Origin of the sequence: Streptomyces sp. SM18 (assembly GCF_002910775.2) — a bacterium.
Classification (GTDB): domain Bacteria; phylum Actinomycetota; class Actinomycetes; order Streptomycetales; family Streptomycetaceae; genus Streptomyces; species Streptomyces halstedii.
Genome location: NZ_CP029342.1, coordinates 294,812 through 311,836 on the forward strand (window position 1 = coordinate 294,812; position 17,025 = coordinate 311,836).

A 17,025-nucleotide genomic window follows, 5' to 3' on the forward strand; every position below is an offset into this window, starting at 1 on the left:
GGCGGGCGTGTCAGAGCGCGGCGCTCACGGCGCCCAGGGAGACGCCCTGCGGGTAGGCCAGTGCGGGTACGGGCAGGCCGGCGGGGCGGCCGCCGAGGAGGACGGTGAGGGTGCCGGAGCGTTCGGCCGAGGGGGCGGGCTCGGCGCCGACGCGGCGCAGCGCCTGGGCGGCGACCGCCTCGGCGGAGCCGTGGAGCGTGACCTCCGGGACGCCGGGCCGCCGCAGGGCGGCACGGATACGGTCCGCCACCAGCTCGTAGTGGGTGCAGCCCAGGACGACGTCCGTCACCCCGGGCGGGGTGAGGGCCGCGGCGGCGGCCAGGGCCCGGCCGGTGGCCGCCTCGTCCGCGTGCTGCACGGCGTCGGCGAGCCCCGGGCAGGGCACCTCGGTCACCTCGACGTGCCGGGCGAAGTCATGGATCAGCCCGCGCTGGTACGGGCTGCCGGTGGTCGCCGGGGTGGCCCAGATGGCGACCGGGCCGCCGCCGGCCGCGGCCGGTTTGATCGCGGGCACGGTGCCGACGACGGGCAGACCGGGCTCCAGCTCGGCCCGCAGGGCCGGCAGGGCGTGGACGGACGCGGTGTTGCAGGCGACGATCAGCGCGTCCGGCCGGCGGGCCGCGGCGGCGCGCGCGACGGCGAGCGCGCGCTCGGTCACGTCGTCGGGGGTGCGGGGTCCCCAGGGCATCGAGCCGGGGTCGGACGACAGCACCAGATCGGCGTCGGGCCGCAGCGCGCGTACCGCGGCGGCGGCCGCGAGCAGGCCGATTCCCGAGTCCATGAGTGCGATCTTCACCCGGTCACCATAGTCGACCGCCCTTGCGCCCCGGCCGAAGTGGGGCAGACTTCGGCGGATGAGCGCCGTTGCCTGGATCGCCGTGGGTTCGTTGTCCGCCTGGGTGTGGCTGCTGCTGGGCCAGGGGTTCTTCTGGCGCACCGACCAGCGGCTCCCCGACCGGGCGGAGCCGGAGCGCTGGCCGTCGGTGGCGGTGGTCGTCCCGGCGAGGGACGAGGCCGGGGTGCTGGAGAGGAGCCTGCCGTCGCTGCTCGCCCAGGACTACCCCGGGGAAGCGGAGGTCGTGCTCGTCGACGACTGCAGCGAGGACGGCACGGGGGAGCTGGCACGCGCCCTGTCCGTACGCTGCGGGGGCCTGCCCCTGACGGTGGTGACACCGGGCGAACCCGAACCGGGCTGGACGGGCAAGCTCTGGGCGCTGCGGCACGGGATCGCCCTGGCCCGGCGCCGGAAGCCGGAGTTCCTGCTGCTGACGGACGCGGACATCGCGCACGAGCCGGACAGCCTGCGCGAGCTGGTCCGGGCGGCGGCCGGGCCGGCCGAGGGCGGCCAGGAGGGCGCGGACGGCTTCGACCTCGTGTCCCAGATGGCGCGGCTGAGGGTGACGAGCACCTGGGAGCGGCTGGTCGTGCCCGCGTTCGTCTACTTCTTCGGGCAGCTCTACCCCTTCCGGTGGGTGAACCGGGAGCGGTCACGGACGGCGGCGGCCGCGGGCGGCTGTGTGCTGCTGCGCGCCGACGCCGCCGAGCGGGCCCGGATCCCCGAGTCCATCCGGCAGGCGGTGATCGACGACGTGTCGCTGGCGGGCGCGGTGCGGCGCGGCGGGGGACGGATCTGGCTGGGGCTCGCGGACCGGGTGGACAGCGTGCGGCCGTATCCGGGGCTGCGGGACCTGTGGCGGATGGTCTCGCGCAGCGCCTACGCGCAACTGCGGCACAGTCCGGCGCTGCTGGCCGCCGCGGTGGCCGGGCTGTTCCTGGTCTACGTCGTGCCGCCGGCCGCGCTGGTGGCGGGACTGGCCACGGGTGACCCGGTGGCCGCGTGGACGGGCGGGGTGGCGTGGACGGTGATGGCGGGGACGTACCTGCCGATGCTCGGCTACTACCGGCAGTCGTTCTGGCTGGCTCCGCTGCTGCCGTTCACCGCGGTGCTCTACCTCCTGATGACAGTGGACTCGGCCGTCCAGCACCACCGGGGCCGGGGCGCGGCCTGGAAGGGGCGTACGTACGCCCGTCCCGAGGCCGCGCCCGAGCCCTGAGGGCCCGCGGAGGAGGTCACTTGCGGCCGGGGGTCCAGTTCATGCCCCAGCCGTAGGCCGCGTCGATCGTCCGCTGGGGGCTCACACCGCGCTGGGGCACGAGATAGCGGGCCTCGCGCTGCACGGTGAGGTCTCCGGTGCCGTCGTTGGTGATCAGCGCGAGCGCGCACACGGTGGAGGGCACCGTGCACTCGTCGAGGGAGAAGTCGATCGCGGCGCCGTTCCTCGGCTGGAGGGTGACGGTGGCGTGCAGGTCGGCGAAGCTCCGGGCACCCTCGTAGATGGTGACGAAGATCAGGATCCGGCGCAGCCGGTCCTTGTGGTCGAGGTTGACCGTGAGGTTCTCGCCGGAGGAGACCGCCCCGGTGCGGTCGTCCCCGTCGAGGTGGATGTACGGCGGCTGCGCGAGGGAGCCGAAGGCGTTCCCGAGTGCCTGGACGACTCCCTTGCGGCCGTCGGTGAGTTCGTAGAGCGCGCAGAGATCGAGGTCGAGGTCCCCGTGCACGGCTGCGGCCCGGCCGAGTTTCGCGCCCCAGCCCTTGAACTGCTTGCGTACCTCCCAGTTGAGGTTGACGCGCAGCGCTCCGGAGGTCCCTCCCTGCTTCGTCAGCGAGACGGACGGCGTCTCCTTCGTCAGGGTGATCTTGGTCAGCCGCACCGGCTGGGTGACGGGCGGTGCGGGCGGCGGGGCGGGCGCCGCCGGGGCGGCCGGCGGCCGGGCGGGCTGCGGGGCCGCGGGCGCGTACGCGGGCGGCTGCGGGGCGGGGGGTACGTACGACGGGGGCTGCGGGGCGGCGGGCGGCGGGGGCGCGGCGGGCCGCTGGGGTTCGTCGACCGAGATGCCGAAGTCCGTCGCCAGGCCCTCCAGCCCGGTGTCGTAGCCCTGTCCCACCGCCCGGAACTTCCAGGCGCCCTGGCGCAGGTAGAGCTCCCCCAGGATGAAGGCGGTCTCCACCGTGGCGTCCGTGCTGTCGAAGCGGGCGAGCTCCGAGCCGTTCGCCTGGTCCACGAGCCGCACGTAGAGACCGGCCACCCGGCCGAACGCGCCGCCGTCCGCCGAGGCGGCTACGACGACCCGTTCGATGGCCGGCTCCATGCGGCCGAAGTCGACCAGGAGGGTGTCCGTGACGTCGCCGCCCACGGTCCTCTTGCCCTCGTGGCGCACCGCGCCCGACCCGTGCGCGGGCTGGTTGTAGAACACGAAGTCGGTGTCACCGCGCACCTTTCCCGACACGAGGAGCAGCGCCGAGGCGTCCACGTCCGGTGCTCCGGGCGCGGCGCGCCAGCCCAGTTCGACCCGGACGGCCTGGGCCGGTACCGCGACGTTCGTTCCTTTTTGCATGGTCATGCTCGCCCCCAACACGAGTCCGGCTGCCCGGAGAGTTTCGGGCCAACCTAATCGCCGGGACGCCGCCACGCCCACCACCCCGGTGGCGGGGCACGGGTGTCCGCCGGTGACGCGCGTGCCCTCGCCGCTCGGACGAGCCGGTGGACGGCGGTTCTCAGGGTTCGCCGGGCGACGGTGCCGCGCGGTCGTGGCCCGGGGCCGGGTGGGGCACCGCGGCGGGCCCGGGTTCGCGGGGCGCGGGCGTCGCCGGGCCGTCGGTCCGGCGTTCGGCGGCGGCCGGTGGCACGGTCCGGCGGGGAACACCGTTCCGGTGGGGCGGCCTGTTGCGGCCGAGGCGTTCGTGGGCGCCGACGAAGTCTCCGGACACGGCCGCGGAGACCGTCGAGAGGTCCAGGGCCAGGGCGAAACCGGCGATGATCTCCGCCAGCCGGGCGGCGCTTCCCGGGCCGGCGCATCCCATCGCCGCCAGGAGTTCACGCTGGGTGGGCAGGTGGGTGCCGCCTCCCACCGTGCCGAGTGCCAGGCCGGGCAGGGTCATGCTGGCGTAGACACCGTCCGGTGTGCGTTCGAGGACGAACTGCCCCGAGCCCGACTCGTGGACGCAGGCGATGTCCTGGCCCGTCGCCGTGAAGATCGCGGCCACCATGTTGGCGGTGTTGGCGTGCGATCCCAGCACCCCGCTGTGGACCGCTCCGGCCGTGATGTGCCGGTATCCCCCGACCAGTTCGTCGGGGGTGGTCCTGAGGACCCGTTCGACGATCCCCGCGGGCAGAAGGCAGTCGGCGGCCACCCTGATCCCGCGGCCCTCCGCCACTGCCTGGGCCGACGCCTTCTTGTCGCCGGACGTGTTCCCCTCGATGAGGAAGGATTCGAGTTCCCCGTCCGCGACCAGGTACGGCTGCCGCAGGATCCACTGGCACGCGTGCCAGGTGCAGGCGGTCGTCATGTTCTGCCCCGAGGCGTCCCCGGTGGTGTACCTGAACCTCAGGTGGACGGTCCTGCCCAGGACCACGGGCTCGACGGAGACGAGTACCGCGTGCCGGGAGACCTGCCCGACGGCGGCGCGGAGGTCTCCGAGGTGCTGGACGACCGCCGAGGCGAAGCGGGCGGCACCGGCCAGCCGGGAGAAGGCGAAGACGGGAGCACGCGTCATCGCCTGCGACAGGGCGTGTGTGCTGACGCCGCCCGCCATGGTGACGGCCAGGGCTCCCCGCGTCGCGGACGAGACCAGGGCGCCTTCCGTCGTCGCCATGGGGGCGTAGACCTCGCCCTGGACGTGCGTCCCGTGGAACAGCAGGGGTCCGGCCACACCGACCGGGATCTCGACGGTGCCGACGAGCCCCTCGATGTTGCCGGTCAGGGCGGCGGCGTCGAGCCGTGTGTGGTGCAGGGAGTCCAGCGCCGATCCGGTCACCGACCGGAGCCAGCTCAGCCGTCGTAGCCGTGCCTCCTCCGTGTAGACCCCCCGGGCCGGCACGTACCGTCCGGGGGCGCGCGGCGGAACGGGCCGGCCGTGACGTTCTCCGGAGCTCATGCGTCATCACCTTTTCTGCTGTGGCGGGCGGCGGCGGCCCGACGGGCCGCTCGGGGTACGGCCGCCCCGGGGTACGAGTGGGACTGCGGCGGCGGTGGCGGGTCGGTCAGGGCGAGCGCGTCGGCGACCGGCCCGTCCTCGCGGGCGCCGTCGCGGTACGCGGGTCTCCGGCCGGCGCGGTCACCGGCCTCGTGACGTCGGGCACCGCCACGGCCCTGTGGCCGGGTCGCCGCGGACGACGTGCGGGACGGGACCTCCGGTGATCCCCCGGCGGCGAACAGCCCACGGGCGGCCATGCGCTCCGTACTCCGTGTCGGACATGTGCGACCACTCCCCCCATCGCGACGCCCGGCGGACAGACCTCACGCCCGCTCAACGACACCGAGGCCCGGGGGTTACGCGGGCGCGCTCCCTCGGACGGCGCGCGCGGGCGCGGCGGAGGAGGCGCCGAGGGCCCGCCCGTCGTACGGACCGGTTGCCGTGCTGTCCGCGCACGGAGTCCCTGGCCGTACGGTGTACACGTCCCGCGCACGCGCCGGAGGGGGAAGGCGCTCGGCGGGACACGGCTTCTTCTTCGACTATCCGTCAACTACCTGTCTCCGCAACGGATACCGGGGACATGGCAGGCGTTCCCGGATGAGCGCGCGTGGCCGAAGAGCCCCGGGCGCGGTCGAATCCGCCGGGCCCGGCCTCTTTCGTGCGCTCCGATCACCGTTCACGAATCACCGTGAAGTGACGGGCGGGACCGGGCCGGTGGCCTACGGCGATCATTGGGACGGGCGTGTGTATCCGGGTCTCGTGTCAAAGGCGGTACTCATCCGAGTCGGACCCGGTTTCGTGCCCTGATGAAGCACGGATTCGCGGTCCCGGGGGTAAGGCGGGCCGCCCGCATAAACACTCCGCCGGGCCGCGCGGGCGGACGGTCCGGGAGTTCCGCGCCACCGCCCGCCGCACGTCCGCCGCGAGGGCGGGGTTCCGGCGGAGGGCACGCGTCTCCCGGCGGATCACCGGGATCACCCGCCGTCCGCGCGGCGACGACGTCCGCCCAGGGTGACCGTGGCCCGGGACCGGACCGGGCCACGTCGGCAGCGTCATTCGCGCGTCATGCCATTCGCGGGTCGGGAATGCCGCGCCGAGTTCCGCGGCGATGATCCCGAAACCCTCCGGCCGCCGATCAGATCATGGGGCGGGACGACCGAAGTTCCGGGCGTCCGGGGGCCGATGCCCTCCGCCCCGGTGAGCGCGCCGTGGATGTCGCCCTTTGTGATCCGTCCGCCACTTCTCGTCAGATTCGGCTTCCTCCCCCGGAAAAGTCCCCGCTGTTAACAGAAGCTTTACGGTGTTCTGACAGGTCAAGCGGACAGAACCAGCATAAAACGGATGACCCGGAGACTGGGGCTCCCCAATCCGCACATCGTGGGCTTAACTTATGGCCATGACCTCCCCCCGCTCCACCTACGGTGGCGGTTACTACGCCGCGCCGTCGTTCCCCGACACCCCGATCTACGACTCCCTGGTCGCCGAGCGGGGTACACCTCAGATCGCCCCGATCCGGGTTCCCGCCGCCTACGACACCGGCAACAGCTACCTGCCGGCCCTGCCTTCGGCGCTTCCGGCCCTGCCCGCGGCCCCGTCCCAGCAGCACACCGGGTCCTACGGCTACCAGCAGCCGATGGGGCAGCCGCAGTACCAGAACATGGGGGCGCAGCAGGCGCCGATGATGCAGCCGGCCCAACTGCATCCCGCGCCGACGCCGTACATCCCGCAGCAGCCGGCGGCGCCCCGTGGCTACCAGCCCCCGCCGCAACAGCAGCAACCGCAGCGGCCGGGCACGGGGTACGAGGCGATGCGTCCCGCTTCGCCCCGGCCCGCTCCGGCTCCGGCGCAGTCGCCGTACGAGGACCCGTACAACCGGCCGTACCAGAGCCGGGGCTACTGAGAGCGGCGGACTTCCGGCCAGGCGGCACAGTGCGGCCGTCCGCGCCCGGGAGCGCGTCATCCGTCCTGTGCGGGTGGCGGCGCCCGCGCCACGGCCGTCGTCGTGCTGTTCCGGAGTGGGCCGGGGACGGCTGGAAGCGCATCGCGACCGGGGAGGTCGCCTTCCGGACGGTGAAGCCCTGCGCCGCCGCGCCGCGCACCACCACCCGGACCGACCACCCGGACCGACCGCCGGGAACTCATCCGGGCACGCCCGTCGTTGGTGACGTGGGGAGGCTCCGGCCTGCCGCCACCGCGCCGGGAGGCGTGCCGGGTGGGCGGGAGCGGACGGACGGGGAGGGGTGCGTGTGACGGTGCGGGCGGTCCTGGGGTTCCGTCGCTGGCGGCGCAGTCCTCTGTACCGTCCGACCGACCGCCATGAGGCGTGGCTCACGCTGGCCGCCCTGCTGCTGATGGTGGTGGCGGCCCCGCTGCTCGGCCGGCTGTGCGGCTCGCTGACCGACGACGCCCTCCAGGCGGCGGTCGAGAGCCAGCGGGCGCAGCGGCACCTCACGACCGCCGTCGTGGTCCGTGCGAACCGTGACGGCACGTCACCGTTCGTCCAGGACTCGGAGAGCGTCGTGCGGGAGGCCACCACCCGCACCTCCGTGACCGCCGTCTGGAAGGCGCCGGACGGCACCGAGCGGTCGGGCACGGTCTCCACGACGTCCGAGACCACCGCCCCCGGCACACGTATCCGGATCTGGACGGACGAGACGGGCGCCCCCGCCATGCGGCCGATGGACGCCTCGACGGCCCGCACCCACGCGGTGCTCGCCGGTGTCGGTACCGCCCTGCTCGCGGCGGGTTCGGTGGAGGTGGCGCGCAGACTCGTGCTGTGGCGCATGGTGCGGCGGCGGTACCTGCGGATCGACCGGGCCTGGGCCGAAACGGGCCCCGACTGGGGCAGAACGGGTAAGGGCAACTGACCGCCGGGCGGGCGGCCACCGGTCCCGGAGGCACCACCGTCCCCCTCCGGTCGGCCGACCCGTCAACCAGGGGTCGCGGCGCGCGCTACGGTGGACCGGCCGGCCCGTCTCCTCGGCAGGCTGACCCCGAGCTGCCGTGACCGGCGGTGACGGCAGCCGCACGGCGTGCGGACGGGCAACGAGGCAGCGCACACGGCACGAGGTGGGGGCAGAGCAGCACCATGGCACAGGGCACGGTCCAGGTGACGCACACCGGCACATCGCGATGGCGCCGCCGCACGGGCGAATACGCCTCCCTCACCGCGGCCCTGGAGGCAGCGGCCGACGGGGACGTCCTGACCGTCGCCCCCGGCACCTACCGGGAGAATCTCGTCGTCCACCGGGCGGTGACCCTGCGCGGCGGGGAGGGCTCCGCCGGCTCCGTGCGAATAGCCCCGGCCGACGGGGTGCCGCTGACCGTGCGGTCCGCCGCCGTGATCCGCGACATCCATGTGGAGGGCCAGGACGCGACGGCCCCCGCCCTGCTCGTGGAGGAGGGCACACCGGAGCTGACGGACCTGCGCGTCGTGACCAGGTCGGCCGTCGGCATCGAGGTGCGCGGCGGTGCCAGGCCGACGGTCCGCCGGTGCGGCGTCGACAATCCGGCCGGGGTCGGAATCGCCGTACTCGACGGCGCCGCGGGTGTGTTCGAGGAGTGCGAGGTGGTCTCGGCGGGCCAGTCCGGCATCTCGGTACGCGACGGCGCCCGCCCCCGCTTCGACCGCTGCCGGGTCCACCACGCCTCGGGCGCCGGGCTGAGCGTGACCGGGGAGGGCAGCGCCCTGGAGGCGGTGGGCTGCGAGGTGTACGAGATCAAGGGCAGCGGGATGCAGGTCACCGGCCGGGGCTCCGCGCACCTCACCGACTGCACCGTGCACCGCACGTCCGCGGACGGCGTCACCCTGGACACCGACGCGGTCCTCACCCTCGCCGACTGCGACATCCACGACATCCCGGAGAACGCGATCGACCTGCGTTCCCGGGCGGTGCTCACCCTGACCCGCTCGACCGTGCGCCGCTTCGGCCGCAACGGCCTCTCCGTCTGGGACCCGGGCACACGGGTGGACGCCAACCAGTGCGAGATCCACGACAGCACGGGCGACTACCCGGCGGTCTGGGTCAGCGACGGCGCCACCGTCGTCCTCGACTCCTGCCGGGTCCACGACGTGCCCGACGCGCTCTTCGTCCTCGACCGGGGCTCACGCGCGGACGTCGTGGACAGCGACCTGTCGCAGATCCGCAACACCGCCGTCTCGGTGAGCGACGGGGCCACCGCCCAGCTCGACGACTGCCGGATCCGCGAGGCGTCCACCGGTGCCTGGTTCCGCGACCACGGCAGCGGCGGCACCCTGAACAACTGCACCATCGACAGCGCGCAGACCGGCGTCATCGTCACCAAGGGGGCCGACCCGACCATCGAGCGCTGTACGGTCTCCTCGCCCGCGGAGGCCGGTTTCTACGTCTCCGCCGAGGGCCGCGGCACCTTCCGCGGCTGCCGGGTGACCGGCAGCGAGGGCTACGGCTTCCATGTGATGGACGGCTGCCGCTCCACCCTCAGCCGGTGCCGCACCGAGCGGTGCGCGCGCGGCGGTTACGAGTTCGCCGACGGGACGTCCCCGCACACCGAGGGGCGGACGGGCGGCCCGGTGGTGGAGGACTGCACCAGCGACGAGAGCGCGCTGCGCCCCGCCGCTCCCCCGGCCCCGCCGGTCCTGGCCCCGGACCGGACGGCCGGACTGCTCGGCTCGCTGTCCGGACAGCGGACGACGGAGGCCGCCCCGCCCGTCGCGGGCCCGGCGCCCTCCGCCTCCGTACCGGCACCGCAGGACCCGGCGGAGCCGCCGCGTGACGCCGGTGCCGTCCTGGGCGAACTGGACACGCTGGTGGGGCTGGACAGCGTCAAGCGCGAGGTGCGGGCGCTGACCGACATGATCGAGGTCGGCCGGCGCCGCCAACTGGCCGGTCTGAAGGCGGCGTCGGTGCGCCGGCACCTCGTCTTCACGGGCTCCCCCGGCACGGGCAAGACCACGGTGGCCCGGCTCTACGGGGAGATCCTGGCCTCCCTCGGCGTGCTGGAGCGCGGCCACCTGGTGGAGGTGTCCCGGGTCGACCTGGTCGGCGAGCACATCGGGTCCACCGCGATCCGCACCCAGGAGGCGTTCGACCGGGCGCGCGGCGGGGTGCTGTTCGTCGACGAGGCGTACGCGCTGTCGCCCGAGGACTCCGGCCGCGACTTCGGGCGTGAGGCCATCGACACCCTGGTCAAGCTGATGGAGGACCACCGGGACGCGGTCGTGGTGATCGTCGCCGGGTACACCCATGAGATGGAGCGCTTCCTCACCGTCAACCCCGGGGTGGCGTCCCGCTTCTCCCGCACGATCACCTTCAGCGACTACGTGCCCGAGGAGTTGCTGCGCATCGTCGAGCAGCAGGCCGAGGAGCAGGAGTACAGCCTCGCGGACGGCAGCGGTGAGGCGCTGCTGAAGTACTTCACCGCGCTCCCCAAGGGCCCCGCGTTCGGGAACGGGCGTACGGCCCGTCAGACGTTCGAGTCGATGGTCGAGCGCCACGCGGGCCGGGTGGCCCAGCTGACCGAGCCCAGCACGGACGACCTCACGCTGCTCTACCCGGAGGACTTGCCCGAGCTGCCCTGAACCTCCCCGGCGGTCTGCCGGGGCAGCACGGGCCCCAGCCGGTCCAGGAGCGCGGCCCGTTCCACGGCGAAGACCGGGTCGGCCTGGTAGTCGGAGTGCCCGAGGACGGGTTCGGGCAGCGGGTGTCCGACGGTGCGTCCGTAGACCAGCGGGTCCTTCAGCGGGCCCCGGTCCACCTCCGGGCGGCCGCCCTCGTCGATCCTGACGGGGCCGCCGATGGGGTCCGTGGCCCGCCACAGGTTGCGCCAGCAGTGCACGGACCGGTGCAGGCCCTGGAGCGGTCCGGGCCCGAAGTAGGCGGGGAACCAGCGTCCGTAGAGCCGCTCGATCGGGGAGCCGTAGGTGAGCAGCGCGACCTGGTGGCGCGCCGCGGCCGGCAGTTGCCACACGGCGGCGGCCGCCAGCACGCTGCCCTGGGAGTGGCCGGAGATGACGAGTCTGCCGCGGGTGCTCCCCGTCCAGGCGCACATCCGGGAGGAGAGGTCGGGGACGGCCCGCTCGGCGTAGCAGGGCGGTGCGAAGGGGTGGGCGGCGCGCGGCCAGAAGGTGCCGACGTCCCAGAGGATGCCGATGGTGCGGCGGGCGGAGACATCGCGGTAGGCGCGCCGCCCCCAGGTGACGAACAGTATGAATCCGACGCCTATCAGCCAGGAGCCCGTGGCCTGCGCGGCCTCCGCGAGCGATTCGGTGAAGGGTCCCGCGTCGTCCAGGGCGAGGCCGGGCACCTGCCCGCTGTACCAGGAACCGACGACCGCCCCGGCGCCCAGGAACAGGGTGGCGCCGGAGACCAGACCGACGATGCGGGGCGCGGAGTCGGTGAGCACGGCCGTGGCCCTGATGCGGGCGATCCGCCGGGTGCGGGCGGGATCGGGGTGGGCCGGGGCGTACTCCGCCTCGACCTCGGGTCCGAGCCGTCGGGCACGCCGCGCGGTGCGCGCGACGAGCCAGGTGACGGGGGCCAGCAGCAGGACCAGGAGGACGGGGATGACGGAGGCCTGCCAGCTCAGGAGCACGGGCGGGCCCTCGACCAGGGAGGGGCCGCCCATGCCGGGCGTGGCGGGGCCGTCCAGCCAGTCGGCGACGCGCTGGGCCACCCCGCCGGTCATCACCCCGCCCAGCGCGCAGGCGAGCATGGCGACGGCGGGACCGCCGAGCCCGCGCAGGGTGGTGCGCGGCTCGGGCGTACGGCGGTACAGGCTCCACGCCACAGCGGCGAGTACGACGACGAGGAGGCCCTGGCCGAGCACCAGTACGCCGAAGACCGCTTCGCCGGGTAGGGCGCCCGAGGAGTTCCAGCCGGGCCGCGACCACGCGGCGTACCCGCAGGCGAGGAGGAGCAGGAGGAGCGCGGCGGGCGGCAGGAAGCTGGTGACGGCGCGGTCGATCCGGTTGTCGAGGCGCCGTTCGCTGCGGCCCCGGCGGCAGACCACCCCGACGACGACGGCCCCGCATGCCACGAGTGCCCCTTCGAGCAGCAGGCCCAGCGAGGCGGAGGCGGGGCTCCCGGCGGACCGGTCGTACCGGGCGGCCGCTCCCCCGACGGCCGTCGCGACGGTGAGGAATCCCGCCGCGGTGTGGGCGGCCCGCAGCCGGGCCACCAGCCTGCGGCCGTACCAGAAGCCCGGCCGGCCGAGGGCGGGCCGGTCGGCGGGGGCGCCGACCGGTTCCGGGGCCCCCGCCGGGGCCGGGGCGTCGTCGGGCTCCTCCAGCTCCAGCGGCCGCTGCGACTCGTACGCGCTCCAGGTGCGGTTGGACAGGTACCAGAGCAGTCCGACGAGCGCGGCGGGCACGAGGGCGGCGAGCGCCAGGCGGCGGCCGGGCTGGGACCACCAGCCGCCCTGGCCGGGTGAGAGGAAGCCGAGCCAGGACCGGCGCCCCGCGCACTCGGCCGCGCCGGCGCACTGCCAGGCGACCAGGTCGAGCGCGACCTCGCAGGCGGCGGCCGTGAGCAGCACGGTGAGGCTGAGGGCGATGAGCCGGACCAGTACCCCGTACAGGCGGACCGCGGTGCCCCTGCTCCGCGCGGTGGGGCGCATCCAGTGGGCGAGGTTGACCACCATGAAGGGGAGCAGCAGCAGCCACAGGGCCCGGGAGCCGTTGCCGGAGGTGAGGTTGGACCAGCAGTAGGCCTCCGGGACGGGCCCGTCCCGGTGGCGCTCCGGGTGGTCCTCGGCGCCGACGTCCTCGGTGCGCCGGTAGACGGCCGCGGTGGTGTCGCCGGTGACCCGGGTGATCCGGGGGTCCCCCAGCATCTCGTGCGGGGTGGTTCCGCCGACGCCGTGGACGAGCAGTTCCAGCGCTGCCCCGCTGCTCGGCGGGGCCTGATGGGCACGGGTCACGGTCGGTGGCTCGCTCTCCGGTCGTCCGGCCTCTCGGCCTGCGGGAAAGGGGGGCGCCTGCGCGGGGCGGAGTCCCGCACTGACGCACAGTCACCACTGTCCCGGACGGGCGGTGCCGGCGGCACCCTTCTCACCGAATCTCCCCAGTGGCACGGCCGGTGGGGGTGCGTGGCAGGATGAGGGCGTCCCGCAGGCCGCTGCCGGACCGTGTGGACTCCAGGGAAGGACCGGGCCCGGGTTGAGCGAGAACCAGAACCTGCTCGCGGAGCAGCGGCGTGCTCTCATCCTCGACGAGGTGCGCAAGCGCGGTGGCGTCCGCGTCAACGAGCTGACCCGCAGGCTGAGCGTCTCCGACATGACCGTCCGCCGGGACCTGGACGCGCTGGCGCGGCAGGGTGTGATCGAGAAGGTGCACGGTGGGGCCGTCCCGGTGGCCGAGGCGAGCACCCATGAGCCCGGTTTCGAGGCCAAGTCGACGCTGGAGCTGAGCGCGAAGGAGGACATCGCGCGGACGGCGGCGGCGATGGCCGCCCCCGGCAGCGCGATCGCGCTGTCCGGCGGTACGACCACGTTCGCGCTGGCCCGGCACCTGCTGGACGTGCCGGGTCTGACGGTGGTGACGAACTCGGTGCGGGTCGCGGACGTGTTCCACGACGCCCAGCGCACGGCGTCGGTCAACGGGCGGTCCGGGGCGGCCACGGTGGTCCTGACCGGCGGGGTCCGTACGCCGTCGGACTCGCTGGTCGGTCCGGTCGCGGACCGGGCGATCGGCTCGCTCCACTTCGACGTGCTGTTCCTCGGGGTGCACGGGATCTCGGCCGAGGCCGGTCTTTCGACCCCGAACCTCGCGGAGGCCGAGACCAACCGCCGCCTGGTGCGTTCCGCGCGCCGGGTCGTGGTGGTGGCCGACCACACCAAGTGGGGGACGGTGGGGCTGAGTTCGTTCGCCTCCCTGGACGAGGTGGACACCTTCGTCACGGACGCGGGCCTGCCGGACGGGGTCCGGCAGGAGGTGGAGGAGCATCTGCCGGGGCTGGTGGTCGCGGGTCCGGACACGGCGTCCTGAGTGCCTCGCGGCCCGGCGCGGCGGCCCGGCCGCCCGTGACATGCGCGTTCCGGTCCGCCTCGCGCGGACCCCGGACATCCTAGGATCGTGCCGTGGCCGTCTTCCGGATCGAGCGCTTCTCTCCCCTCCCCGCCGCCGAGGCGTGGCGGCGGGTGACCGCGTGGGAGCGCCACGGGGACACCGTCCCGTTGACCTCGGTCAGTGTGCGGACGGATCCGCCCACCAGGACCGGCACGCTCTTCGTGGCGCGTACGGGCCTGGGGCCGCTGGGGTTCGACGATCCGATGGAAGTGGTGCGGTGGACCCCGCCCGCGGCCGGGCGGGCCGGGGTGTGCGAGCTGGAGAAGCGCGGTTCGCTGGTGCGGGGCCGCGCCTCCATCGACGTACGTCCGACGGGGGCGGGCTCCCATGTGATCTGGGTCGAGGAGCTGTGGGTGCGGCTGCTGCCGTCCGGGGCCGATCCGCTGCTGGCGAAGGTGGGGCGGCGGGTCTTCGGGCGGGTGCTCGGCACGCTGCTGGACGGCTGAACGCCCGGTTCCCGCGGCCCGGCCGTCCCCGCTGTTGCGTACGGCCCGGCCGGGCGGGTCCGTACGCCGCCGTGGCGGTGCGTACGCGGGCCGGTTGGGCGGTTCATCCGGTCCAGGCGCCGGTGTCCAGGAAGTGGTCGATGGTGCGGGTGTACGGCCGGATGTCCAGGCCCTGGTCGTCCAGCCAGCTGTCGGAGTAGTACTTGTCGAGGTAACGGTCGCCGGGGTCGCAGAACAGGGTGACGACGCTGCCGGTCCTGCCCTGCGCGACCATCTCGGCCACGAGCTTGAACGCGCTCCACAGCCCGGTGCCCGTCGAGCCGCCCGCCCTGCGGCCGAGGGCGCGTTCCAGGACGCGGACGGCGGCGACGGACGCCGCGTCGGGCACCTTCATCATCCGGTCGATGGCGCCGGGCACGAAGCTCGGCTCCATCCGGGGTCTGCCGATGCCCTCGATCCGTGAGCCGCGGTCGCTGGTGGCCAGCGGGTCGTGGTGCGTCCAGCCGTCGAAGAAGCAGGAGTTCTCCGGGTCGGGGACGCAGATCAGGGTGTCGTGCTGCATGTAGCGGACGTAGCGCCCGATGGTCGCGGAGGTGCCTCCGGTGCCGGCCGTGGCGACGATCCAGGTGGGGTGCGGGTAGCGCTCCAGGCGTAGTTGCTGGTAGATCGATTCCGCGATGTTGTTGTTGCCCCGCCAGTCGGTGGCCCGCTCCGCGTAGGTGAACTGGTCCATGTAGTGGCCGCCGGTCTCGGCCGCGAGCGCGGCGGACTCCTCGTAGATCAGCCGGGCGTCGTCGACGAAGTGGCAGCGTCCGCCGTGGAATTCGATCAGCCGGCACTTCTCGGGGCTGGTGGTGCGCGGCATCACGGCGATGAACGGCACGCCGATCAGCTTCGCGAAGTACGCCTCCGACACGGCCGTGGAGCCGCTGGACGCCTCGATGACCGGCTTGCCGGGACGGATCCAGCCGTTGCACAGGCCGTAGAGGAAGAGCGAGCGGGCCAGCCGGTGCTTGAGGCTGCCGGTGGGGTGCGTCGACTCGTCCTTGAGGTAGAGGTCGATGCCCCACGCCTCGGGCAGCGGGAAGCGCAGGAGGTGGGTGTCGGCCGAGCGGTTGGCGTCGGCCTGCACCGTGCGCACCGCGTTCTTCAGCCACGCACGGTAGTCGGGGTCGCTGCGGTCGACGTCCCCGGTCGCCATGGCCGCACCGCCGGGCCCGTGTTCACTGGTGTCCATCGGCGGTCTCCTTCTCGTCCCGGGGGCTGTTCCCCTCCTCCACGATAATCCCCCCACCTGCACAAACGTTCACTTTGATGCTCCATAGCCCCGCCTTGGCCCAGGCGGAACGATTCGGCTGGACGCGCTCTGGTGCGAACGCCCCGTTCGAGGGAGACTTCTCAGCAGAAGCCGGTATATGGGGGGTGAAGTCGTCGTGACGGACAGCGAGTTCAGTGCGGCCGATGTCAGGATCGAGCGGTGGTTCCGCTCCCTCACCCGGGCCGGCCAGGTGATCGTGAAGGACGGACGCCTGGCGCTGCTGACCAGCTACGGCCGGGAGATCGACAGCGCTCCGCTGAGCGCGGTGACCGCGCGCAGGCGGTGGTTCCTGGGGGCCGACTCCGCCGTCGCGTACGTCAACGGAGTGCGGTACCGGCTGACGATGGGCCAGCGCAACCGCAGGCCCGGTGGCGCCGTACCGGTCGGCAGGTTCCTCGCGGCGCTGCGCGGCGGTGAGGCCGAGGCGACGGTTCCCTACAGCCGGCGCGAGTTGCGGACCCCAACCCCCTGAGTCACGCTGGACACACGTCACTGATCGTGCACCGGCGGTGACAGCGCGAGCCGCTACGCCGGGCCGATCGAGGCGGACCACGCATGACCCGACCAGAAACAGCAGGCAGCCATCTGCTGGATCCGTCCCTTCGTCTTCTTCCGGACCTATTTCGGGGAGTCGCAGCCGTGATCAGCGAGCCAAGCAGGCACTGCGCGGTGGAGCTCCAAGCCCTGCCGTCGCGTATCGGTCAGGTCCGCAGAATCATTTCGGCGCAATTGCGCTACTGGCATCTCGATCCTCTGATCGACCATGCCGCGCTCGGCGTCACCGAACTGCTGACCAATGTCCACCGGCATGCCCAGCCGGACAAATCATGCACCGTCAAGATCGAGTTGCTGCTCGACCGGCTGACGGTCTCCGTCCACGACCACGACCCCCGGCTGCCGACCGTGCGCGACGCCGACTCGTCCGCGACCTCGGGCCGCGGCCTGGCGATGATCGCCGCCGTCAGCGAGAGCTGGGGTGTACGACCGAGTGACGACACCGGAAAGGTCGTCTGGTTCACCTTGCCGGCACCTTCCTTCGCCGCCGCTCTGCCTCCCCTCCCGGTGTACGGGTCGACGACCGACGGGCCGTTCGGCTCTATGCCCGCCGTCACCATGGAGCCGGTGACGGCACCCGCGAGGGCCCGGTCGGCCGTCGTCGGCTGACACCGTGCCGTACGGGCGGGCGCGCCGGTCCCCGAAGGGTTCGACGCGCCCGCCCGTACGTGTCCCGTGGTACCCG

The 17,025-nt window shown here is 73.7% G+C and carries 13 protein-coding genes; 8 read left to right on the top strand and 5 right to left on the bottom strand.

What is annotated here, in order from left to right; all coding sequences use genetic code 11:
* Nucleotides 1–10: 10 nt before the first annotated feature.
* On the bottom strand, nt 11–796 hold the full coding sequence (locus B9S64_RS01265; protein WP_109491940.1) for a glutamate racemase: 786 nt from the start codon (nt 794–796) through the stop codon (nt 11–13).
* A gap of 58 nt (nt 797–854) precedes the next feature.
* On the opposite strand from B9S64_RS01265, the gene B9S64_RS01270 reads away from it, so the two are divergent.
* Nucleotides 855–2,054 carry a glycosyltransferase gene (locus B9S64_RS01270; protein WP_103489457.1) on the top strand — a complete coding sequence of 400 codons (1,200 nt, stop codon included), beginning with the start codon at nt 855–857 and terminating at the stop codon, nt 2,052–2,054.
* Between the two features lie 16 nt (nt 2,055–2,070).
* Here the strand turns inward: B9S64_RS01270 and B9S64_RS01275 are convergent, their stop codons facing one another.
* Nucleotides 2,071–3,396, bottom strand: coding sequence for a TerD family protein (locus B9S64_RS01275; protein ID WP_109492205.1), 1,326 nt, complete (start codon nt 3,394–3,396; stop codon nt 2,071–2,073).
* A gap of 160 nt (nt 3,397–3,556) precedes the next feature.
* A complete protein-coding gene (locus tag B9S64_RS01280) occupies nt 3,557–4,936 on the bottom strand; it encodes a hydroxymethylglutaryl-CoA reductase (RefSeq protein WP_103505023.1) in 1,380 nt (459 codons plus the stop codon).
* Nucleotides 4,937–6,371: 1,435 nt separating this feature from the next.
* Here B9S64_RS01280 and B9S64_RS01290 point away from each other — a divergent pair.
* From B9S64_RS01290 to B9S64_RS01300, 3 genes are all read left to right on the top strand, one after another.
* The gene (locus B9S64_RS01290; RefSeq protein WP_103489365.1) at nt 6,372–6,875 is read left to right on the top strand and encodes a DUF6643 family protein; all 504 of its coding nucleotides are present in this window, start codon (nt 6,372–6,374) and stop codon (nt 6,873–6,875) included.
* A gap of 346 nt (nt 6,876–7,221) precedes the next feature.
* Complete coding sequence (locus B9S64_RS01295; RefSeq protein ID WP_103489362.1) at nt 7,222–7,842, top strand: hypothetical protein; 621 nt, start codon at nt 7,222–7,224, stop codon at nt 7,840–7,842.
* Nucleotides 7,843–8,063: 221 nt separating this feature from the next.
* Nucleotides 8,064–10,535 carry a right-handed parallel beta-helix repeat-containing protein gene (locus B9S64_RS01300; RefSeq protein ID WP_103489361.1) on the top strand — a complete coding sequence of 824 codons (2,472 nt, stop codon included), beginning with the start codon at nt 8,064–8,066 and terminating at the stop codon, nt 10,533–10,535.
* Here B9S64_RS01300 and B9S64_RS01305 read toward each other — a convergent pair.
* Nucleotides 10,505–12,787 (bottom strand): hypothetical protein, encoded by a 2,283-nt coding sequence (locus B9S64_RS01305; RefSeq protein ID WP_258317598.1) that lies wholly within the window; start codon nt 12,785–12,787, stop codon nt 10,505–10,507. The two genes, B9S64_RS01300 and B9S64_RS01305, sit on opposite strands and share 31 nt — an antisense overlap.
* Before the next feature lie 325 nt (nt 12,788–13,112).
* Here B9S64_RS01305 and B9S64_RS01310 point away from each other — a divergent pair, with 325 nt between their 5' ends.
* Together B9S64_RS01310 and B9S64_RS01315 are read left to right on the top strand one after the other, a co-directional pair.
* Nucleotides 13,113–13,940, top strand: a complete 828-nt coding sequence (locus B9S64_RS01310; protein ID WP_103488733.1) for a DeoR/GlpR family DNA-binding transcription regulator — start codon at nt 13,113–13,115, stop codon at nt 13,938–13,940.
* A gap of 92 nt (nt 13,941–14,032) precedes the next feature.
* Entirely contained in the window at nt 14,033–14,467 is a 435-nt protein-coding gene (locus B9S64_RS01315; protein ID WP_103488734.1) for an Immediate-early protein 2, read from the top strand.
* A gap of 103 nt (nt 14,468–14,570) precedes the next feature.
* Here the strand turns inward: B9S64_RS01315 and B9S64_RS01320 are convergent, their stop codons facing one another.
* The gene (locus tag B9S64_RS01320; RefSeq protein WP_103488735.1) at nt 14,571–15,704 is read right to left on the bottom strand and encodes a PLP-dependent cysteine synthase family protein; all 1,134 of its coding nucleotides are present in this window, start codon (nt 15,702–15,704) and stop codon (nt 14,571–14,573) included.
* Between the two features lie 196 nt (nt 15,705–15,900).
* Here B9S64_RS01320 and B9S64_RS01325 point away from each other — a divergent pair, with 196 nt between their 5' ends.
* Nucleotides 15,901–16,257, top strand: coding sequence for a hypothetical protein (locus B9S64_RS01325; RefSeq protein WP_103488742.1), 357 nt, complete (start codon nt 15,901–15,903; stop codon nt 16,255–16,257).
* Nucleotides 16,258–16,424: 167 nt separating this feature from the next.
* Nucleotides 16,425–16,949, top strand: coding sequence for an ATP-binding protein (locus B9S64_RS01330; RefSeq protein WP_181012116.1), 525 nt, complete (start codon nt 16,425–16,427; stop codon nt 16,947–16,949).
* Nucleotides 16,950–17,025 lie beyond the last annotated feature (76 nt).